The sequence below is a fragment of the Mesorhizobium sp. M1A.F.Ca.IN.020.06.1.1 genome (assembly GCF_004023265.1).
Lineage (GTDB): Bacteria > Pseudomonadota > Alphaproteobacteria > Rhizobiales > Rhizobiaceae > Mesorhizobium.
Window position 1 is genome coordinate 1 of the sequence record NZ_RZSR01000824.1, and the last position, 2,729, is coordinate 2,729.

3 protein-coding genes and 1 pseudogene are annotated in these 2,729 nt (G+C 59.5%); all 4 read left to right on the plus strand.

Going from position 1 to position 2,729, the window contains the following annotated elements:
- A pseudogene (locus tag EOA60_RS38375) lies at positions 1–501 on the plus strand (hypothetical protein); the annotation flags it as partial.
- The gene (locus tag EOA60_RS27545; RefSeq protein ID WP_127335251.1) at positions 498–1,103 is read left to right on the plus strand and encodes a hypothetical protein; all 606 of its coding nucleotides are present in this window, start codon (positions 498–500) and stop codon (positions 1,101–1,103) included. The pseudogene EOA60_RS38375 and the gene EOA60_RS27545, both read left to right, overlap by 4 nt.
- A 12-nt stretch (positions 1,104–1,115) precedes the next feature.
- Positions 1,116–1,556 (plus strand): hypothetical protein, encoded by a 441-nt coding sequence (locus EOA60_RS27550; RefSeq protein ID WP_095824465.1) that lies wholly within the window; start codon positions 1,116–1,118, stop codon positions 1,554–1,556.
- A gap of 36 nt (positions 1,557–1,592) precedes the next feature.
- A complete protein-coding gene (locus EOA60_RS27555) occupies positions 1,593–2,222 on the plus strand; it encodes a hypothetical protein (RefSeq protein WP_127335250.1) in 630 nt (209 codons plus the stop codon).
- The last annotated feature ends 507 nt before the right edge of the window (positions 2,223–2,729 follow it).

The following is a 2,729-nucleotide window of genomic DNA, read 5'->3' on the forward strand; positions in this document are numbered from 1 at the left end:
ACGGTGAGCGGCATGCTGGATACGTTCGACGACAGCACCAACCCGATCAAGGGCCAGCTCACGCTGCGCTCAAAGGCGTCAGCGGCAATCGCCTATGTCTACAGCGTCACCGGCTCGGTGGTGGACGGCGGCGGCTATCGCAAACTGACGCTCGCCTATGTCAGTGGCGCCGGCACCTTGCCCACGACCGCCGACGGCATCTGGCTGATCTTCACGCGCGCCGGCGACAAAGGCGCGGATGGCCTGGGCAGTGGTGACTTTTCCGGGCCGGCGAGTTCGGTGACCGACAACATCGTGACCTTCGCCGGCACGACGAGGAAGGCCGGCAAGGACAGTGGGGTGGCGGTGGCGAGTTTGGCGCCGAAAGCAAGCCCCGCTTTCACCGGCACGCCGACGGCGCCGACACAGGCCGCCGGCGACAACAGCGCCAAGCTCGCCACCACCGCCTATGTGGACACGAGCTTCGCGCGAAGGCCAGCCCGACATTCACGGGGACGGTGACGGTCCCGGATGGCAGTTTCTCGCCCGCCAAATTGGACAATGGCGGAGCCGTCAGTGTTTTCGGCCGGTCTGCCAATTCGAGCGGCGTGCGCGCAGACATTGCGGCTGCTGCCGACGATACGGTCCTGCGGCGTGTGTCTAGCGTTGTGGGGTTCGGGCAGATCACGACCGGCATGGTTCCGGCTGGCGTGCTGACTTATGCGATGCTTGCTTCCGCGGCAATAGCCTCGAATAGCGAATTTCAGCTCGGCACTGCGGGCAAGCTCCTGTCCGCGGCGGCTCTGAAGACGACCGTGGCTTACCAGGCGCTCACCTCGAGTGCGACGGTCACGTGGGACATGTCGCTGGGCAATAATGTTTCTGTGGCGCTATCCACGAACGCCACCCTTGGCAATCCAACGAATGCGAATCCGCTCTTTGGCTTCGTGTTGAAGGCCACGGCCGTTACTTCCGCCCGCACCCTGGGCCTTAGCGCCAACTTCGCGGTTGCTACCGGCGTCGAAGGGTTCCCTATCACAATCGGCACATCGGAAACCGTCTTCCTTGTCGGCTTCGTCGACACCACCAGCCGGATCGTCGTCACCGGCGTCATCCGCACCTAAAGGAGTTGGAAAATGTCCATTCTTGTTCGCAAGATCGATGACGTTTGGCAGGAGTGGCACGGCTCCTCGATCGTTATACAGATGGTAGGCACCTACACCGCTGTTTACGGCGACGGTCGGCAGGTGGAAACGCCGTGCGACCCTTACCCCATCGAAATCCAGATGAACGGCGACAGCCTGCGCGGCTTCTATGATCAAGGCATCTGGGCCCTCGAAGAAGTGGAGGCCGTTGGCGGCAAAATCGCTGTCCCGTTCAATGCGCCAGACGGCAAGCAGACGGTGGGTTCACCCTCCTATGTTGAAACTGGTGCTGTCATCCAGCAGGTCTACGAAGTCGAGGACACCCCTCGGCCGCCAGCTCCTCCGACTGCCAAGGAACGAGTTACGGCTATGCTTGCCACCTACCAAATATCCGTCAGTGAGTTGAAGACCGTCTTGGAGCTTGATTTGTAGATGCTACCCGGTATTGCTCCACCTAAGGCTGGCCTATTGCTGCCCAGTAAGTCGTTCATCGCAACGGCATACAACGATATTTCATTGTCGAGTTATAACTTTACTGTCGACACGGGAGCGGCGACTGAGCGCAGCGTTGTTTGTGAGGTGCTGGGATCAGGCAACTCGGGCTCCATTACCTCGATCTCCGGAACTATTGCCGGCGTCGCTTTTTCCATCCTCGTGGATACGATAGGGGCGTCGACCTACGCGGCCATCGTCGCAGCCAAGCTGCCATCAAATATAGCGGCGGGCAACCAAACCGTTAGCATCGTCTGCGGCGCATCTTGGGGTGCACAGATGATGTCGATCGCGTCTTACCGGTGCCTTAACCTCAGAAGCTTAGTCCCGACCGCAACCCTGGTTAGTAGCGCCAATCCGGGCACAGGTACCATCAACGTCGACGACCACGGTCTTTTGTTCGCCTGCGCGCGCTGCGGCAATTCAGCTCCAACCTATACTTGGGCGGGCATCACAGAAGAATATGACTTTGCAGTCGGAACGTCGGGCCGATCAGCGTCGGGTGGGAGCTATCAAGCTAATGCGGCGGAAGTGGGCAGAATGGTCACGGCAACGCGAAGTGTGACTGGCATCAACTACGGTTTGGTTGCCGCTGTCCTACGTTAGAGCTACCAGATTCGCCACGCGATGATGCAAAGCATGGCAAAGCAAAGCCAGAGAACGAGACGGATCTCGAACATCGCTTGCGCCCACTGATAGGGCGGGGCGAAGGAATTTCTTCCTCAGCCTCGAACCTTTCTTGCGCGGCTATCCAAGTCTTCTCTCCCTTGGTCGGGCGCTTTTCCATCAATGGTGTCTCTCTACATCTTCCGTGCCAACTCTTATCGGTAACCCCAGCCCAACTGGCGTTCCGATATCCGTCAGCACCTCAAAGGAATACCCGGAACCATACCAGCCTGCCGCTTGGACGGAAAGGAAAGGGCGAAGCATTTTGTAGGAAAAGGGGCGTCGACCGACAGATCGTTTCGCCCGAAAGCGGTTACAAGCAGGATCATCGCGCCCATTCGGTTGCACAGGTCGAGGAACGCGCGAGGCAAGCGTAGGAGCCACTGTTTCCTAGAACCCGTTGGCAGGCTGTGTTTACCGCAAGCTCTCCACCGCACACCCCTCAGC